This is a genomic window from Extibacter muris, assembly GCF_004345005.1.
Classification (GTDB): domain Bacteria; phylum Bacillota; class Clostridia; order Lachnospirales; family Lachnospiraceae; genus Extibacter; species Extibacter muris.
On sequence record NZ_SMMX01000038.1, the window covers coordinates 1 to 4,962 of the forward strand.

The following is a 4,962-nucleotide window of genomic DNA, read 5'->3' on the forward strand; positions in this document are numbered from 1 at the left end:
ATCTGCTTTTGCGTGATTTCCTTACTGTGAATACGCCAGCCAGCAGACCAAGAGATACGAACATGAGCGCAAGCCATGTTGTCATATTCGTGCTGTCACCAGTTTTAGGGCTGTTAGACGTTGTCTGTTTATCTGTGCTTGCTGGTTTCCTATCCGTATCCGTTGCAGACGGTTTCTTGCTATCGTCTGTCGTTGGATTTTGTGTGTCTTTTGCCTTGACAGTAACGGTAATTGTTTTTGTAGAAGAAGCACCTTTACTATCTGTAACTTTGTATATTACTGTATATGTTCCTGCTTTTGAAGTATCTACATCATTGCTTAATACTTCCACTTTTTCTGTAATATCGCCGTCCTCTTTATCCGAAGCAGTAACATCTTTCAATGGGTCGAATTTATCGCCGACTGTCAATGTCTTATCACTGGCATTGATTGTTGGAACTGTATTTAATGGCTCCATATTTTTTGCCCATTTTGCGTACAGTGTAATGTTTTCATTCACTTCGCTATCAAAATCATATGCAGTGTCATTTTGAGTAAACCAGCCAAGGAATGTATAGGCCGTCTTTGTTGGGTTAGTGGGAGCGATAGCTTTTTCACCTAAGTTTAAAGTTTCTGAGTATGTACTATCTTCGTTCTGTGAAAATTTATCTGTTGTATCTGTCCATACTCCTGAGTTTGTATTAAAAGTTACTGTTATTTCTTTCTTTGCACCGTGCGCTGCTTTGAGTGCAATAACCGTTTCTTTGGAAGCGTCTTCAGCAGCAATCTCAACACAGTAATTATTTACATCCCAGCGATTGCTGTTTTCATTATTACCATCTTCAAACCATCCCGAGATTTGTTCTTTAGTCGATGTCAAAGTACCGAAGCCCTTATCTTTATTTGCAGCAACAGTAATCTTTGTTTTATTCTGTGAAAAGACATCATCAGCAGCCGTAGATGATGTATTATTTTGAATAACACCGCCTTCCATAATAAAGGTGCCGAGATTGCAAACACCTCCACCAAAGCCCTCTTTATTAGGACTTTCTGCTTTATTATTCTGAATAACGCCGCCTTTCATAGTAAAGGTGCCGAGATTGCAAACACCTCCGCCAAAGCCCTCTAACCCCTTTTCTCCGACTACATTATTTTCAATTGTACCGCCATACATTGTAAATTTTGAGCTAGAATAAACAGCACCACCCCAGCCAGTATACGCGTCTGTACAGTTTCGTATTATTCCGCCATACATATTTAATGTTCCGTTTTCAACATAAATTGCGCCTCCAGGTCTGTCAATTGTGGAGTTATTCTGAAAAACAACACCGTAGTACACATTGACAGTTGCCGAACCGCTTATTCCCAAAAGCTCCGGAAGCCTAAAACTCGAAGCTGGCTCAATAATCAACTTGCTTTTTTCAGGTTGGTCTTCTGAGCCGAGATTTACAACAGAGTTACCGCTGGCCCAAATTAAACCAAATGAGTGAAGTTTCCCTTTAAGAGAGTGATTATTTCCGTAAATTGTTGTTGTGCCTTTTTTGAATTCTAATGAAAGGTTAGCGCCAGGGGATGTGGAGGTTGTAACTTCAATATCATTAAGCATTTCTATTACATACTCTGCGTTATCATCACCTTCGTTGATTTGTTTAACCGCATCAACAAACTGCTCAGAGGTTGAAACCCTAAATATAGTTATCTCTTCTGCATGAACCAATTCTATTGGTACAAACATAATAGTTAATGCTATTAAGATACAAAAGACTTTTTTGATATTCATTTTGTTTTTTCCCCTCTTTCAATGTAAATTAAGATATTCACTTTAAGATAAAAATGTCAGAAGTGTACATGGCACAAAATGCAGACTTTTTGGACCAAAAAGCAGACTTTCTACGCCACTTCTAAAATTTGGTTTTTTGTACTGATTTAAGTTTAAAAGCGCTGTTTTTATCCTAAATTATCCTATACTAAATGATAACACATACGGCACAAAAAGTCTGCTTTTTGTGCCGTGTATACTTCTACCATTCTATCCTTTGATCCTGATGTGAATATTATAATCAACAATGAGGGGAGGTTGAGAGCGAGATAAAGGCAAAACGAAAATTTCTTGTAATGGGAAATTGGGAGAGCGAACCAGAAAAACAGTGGCTCATGAAAATGCAGGATTTGCTTTGTCTGGTTCAAGACCTCCAAAAAATGAATAATTAAAAAGGAGAAAAAAGATGAAACCAAAAAAAACAAAAAGCATTCTCGCCTGCGTGCTTATCTTATGTATGGTCTTTGGTATTCAATCTAATCTTGCTTTCGTTTTCGCACAAGAAAATGATGATAGCATAGGGCAAGAAAATATAACCGACTATACGACAGACATGATAGATGGCACTGATACAACAGATGATACAACTGGTGCAATAAAGGACGACACCAAAGATACAGACATTACAGGCAAAGATGGTGTGAACACAAAATCAGAGAGTGAACCTATGGAATTGAACCGTGATATTGCTTCTGCTAATCTGGATAATAGTTTCGGCACGGAGATTATACCACAGTCTGATAATAGTGATAATGTTACTGTAACAATTGACTCTGATAGTTTTAACAAATATAGCGATGTTATCAATGAAATTAAATTTACAGATACAGATAACGCCCAGCAAATAACTGTTTCCAAAGGCGAAAAAGTTTCTTTATCAGTTACTTATGCTGATAATATTCAGAATAAAATTCTTGCATGCGCTGCTTTTGATGTTGATGGTAACTGGGCAGCGGATTGCTATGCAAGAAATACTGATTTTACGGAATATTATATAAGCAAGGCAAAAGCGGATTACACCATTCGGGCAATCGGATTGACTGAGTATAATGTTGAGGGTGATACCTTGACTTTTTCCGGATTTGGAGGTATATCTGCTTGCGGAGGTGAGATAGTAGGCAATCAACCGTGGAACCAAAGCAATGTCAGCAAGGTAATTATTTCTGAAGGGATTACTAGCATAGGAGAGCAAGCATTTAGTAAAGTTCAAAATTGGAGCAAAGATACAAACCTATCCTTGCCTGACACGCTAACAGAAATCAAATCCTTCGGCTTTAATGAATGTAATTTAGCAGGATACATTAAACTGCCTAAAACTTTGAACAATATTGGAGTGTTTGGATTAGCTCGCATTAAAAATAAGGTCATTCTTAACATGACAGAAAATATGCCAGCTATCACTACCTTGTACTCTTTATATACCTACACAGGCAATAGTTCTCCTGTTATATATATTTCTAATAAAGAGCAAGTTGTTAACATTGGTGGTACCCCTAGTAATAAAAATACAAATAGTGGATATAGCCACATATTTCTTATTACAGATGGAGGGATTTTTCCAGAGGATACTGTTTTTTCTCTTGATGAATATGCATCTCCTATAAAATCTGGATACATTTTTGACGGGTGGGAAGAAATTGACATACTATACAACCCAGTAAATAAGTCGGATAATACTGGTCATACTTATCAGGCTAAATGGATTGAAAAAGCTGACAGTAAAATTTCTTTCAAAGACGATTTGAATTTGAACAAACTCTATGATGGTATTGCTGTATCGTTATCAGAAAATGATTATACCATAGCAGAGGGAGCAGGAAATGTAACATTCGCTTATCGAGCAAAAGACGGAAATAATTGGAATGATATTACTTCTGCTCCGATAAATGCTGGCACATATCAAGTGAAAGCTATTGTTGCAGAAAATGATACTTATAAGAGTACAGAAACTGACTGGAAAGAGTTTACAATCAGCAAGACAATGCCGACTTATGAAGTACCAACTAACTTGACAGCTATTGTTGGACAGACACTTGCGGAGATAACATTGCCAGAGGGATTTGTATGGCAAGACGATACAACAACTTCTGTTGGAAGTGCTGGAATAAATACATTTAAAGTGGCATATACGCCAAAAGATACGACTAATTACAATACTATAACAGATATTGAAGTTACATTGACCGTCAATCCAAAAATGGAAGAATTAAACGTAATTCCAATCATCAATGCCAGTAATAAGACATTGACAGTCGGTGATACATTCGACCCATTGAAAGATGTTACCGCTTCGGATAAAGAGGACGGCGATATTACAGAAAAAGTGGAAATATTAAGCAATGATGTAGATACTTCAAAAGCAGGAACATATACAGTAATATACAAAGTTACAGATAGTAAAGGAGCTTCTTCTACAAAAACAATTACCGTTACTGTCAAGGCAAAAGATACACAAAAGCCAACAATAGACGATAATAAGAAACCGTCTACAACGAATACAGATAAGCAAATGACAACTGATAACCCTAAAACTGGTGATAGTACGAATATGATAACATGGGCTGTACTGATGTTCTTATCTCTTGGTCTGTTAACTGGCGTATGCATAGTAAGAAAATCACGCAAAAGTATGTAAAGACTGCAAGGAATTTTATGGATAGAGATATTTTTGTGGATATGAAGATAGAAACGGGGTGTGCTTATATTTCAGATTTACCTTATATCAAAGAAATAGTAAAGAAGAAATTGTTTGAATTTCCGTTTGACCTTTACTCTAAAGAACAGCTTCAAGAATTTTGTGACTATGTGTTTCGTGACAATGGAGCTGTCTATCAATCTCTTATGATGAAATACCGCAAAAACAGCAAATACAATTAAGTTTGCAGGAAAAGATATACAATCAAATATCACTTTAATAGGCTCGTACAGACTATATGTTTTGTACGGGCTTTTTCTTATTCTCTTTTCTGCATTTTCTAAAGATATAGACGGTATTTCCATTATGAAATATTTCGTTTATATAGATTTGCTTTTGCAGAAAGTCCAGCTAATAAATGTCAATAGATAAATAAAAAAATATTTTTTTCGAAAAAAGGGCGCACTTATCCCTTGGTGAAAATATCATTTTTTGAAAAGATATTATTTCGCCGGATTTACAGTATTTT

General features: G+C 36.2%; 3 protein-coding genes. 2 read left to right on the forward strand and 1 reads right to left on the reverse strand.

What is annotated here, in order from left to right; genetic code table 11:
* On the reverse strand, positions 1 to 1,759 hold a 1,759-nt coding region (locus E1963_RS19040; RefSeq protein WP_132281637.1), incomplete at its 3' end, for an immunoglobulin-like domain-containing protein.
* A 445-nt stretch (positions 1,760 to 2,204) separates the two neighbouring features.
* Here E1963_RS19040 and E1963_RS19885 point away from each other — a divergent pair.
* On the forward strand, positions 2,205 to 4,433 hold the full coding sequence (locus E1963_RS19885; protein WP_167482276.1) for an immunoglobulin-like domain-containing protein: 2,229 nt from the start codon (positions 2,205 to 2,207) through the stop codon (positions 4,431 to 4,433).
* A 17-nt stretch (positions 4,434 to 4,450) separates the two neighbouring features.
* Positions 4,451 to 4,675 (forward strand): hypothetical protein, encoded by a 225-nt coding sequence (locus E1963_RS19055; protein ID WP_132281640.1) that lies wholly within the window; start codon positions 4,451 to 4,453, stop codon positions 4,673 to 4,675.
* The last annotated feature ends 287 nt before the right edge of the window (positions 4,676 to 4,962 follow it).

What these genes read in the sequence shown, in the direction of transcription:
- E1963_RS19885 (WP_167482276.1), top strand. Translation starts at nt 2,205, where the DNA reads ATGAAACCAAAAAAAACAAAAAGCATTCTCGCCTGCGTGCTTATCTTA.
- E1963_RS19055 (WP_132281640.1), top strand. Translation starts at nt 4,451, where the DNA reads ATGGATAGAGATATTTTTGTGGATATGAAGATAGAAACGGGGTGTGCT.